Raw genomic sequence first — 206 nt, 5'->3', positions numbered from 1 at the left:
AAGGCTGAGCTGTGATGGGGAAGCTCCTTATGGAGCGAAGTCTTTGATTCCCCGCTGCCAAGAAAAGCTTCTAGCGAGATAAAAGGTGCCTGTACCGCAAACCGCCACAGGTAGGCGAGGAGAGAATCCTAAGGTGTGCGAGAGAACTCTGGTTAAGGAACTCGGCAAAATGACCCCGTAACTTCGGGAGAAGGGGTGCTTTCTTA

1 rRNA gene is annotated in these 206 nt (G+C 51.9%); it reads left to right on the top strand.

The window, feature by feature from the left end:
• Positions 1–206: ribosomal RNA gene (locus tag MR079_RS29115) — 23S ribosomal RNA — on the top strand; the annotation flags it as partial.

The organism is Bacillus cereus group sp. BfR-BA-01381 (assembly GCF_022663555.1).
GTDB classification, from domain to species: Bacteria; Bacillota; Bacilli; order Bacillales; family Bacillaceae_G; genus Bacillus_A; species Bacillus_A pacificus.
Note: the sequence above shows the minus strand (reverse complement) of the source record. Positions and strands in the feature narration are given on the sequence as shown.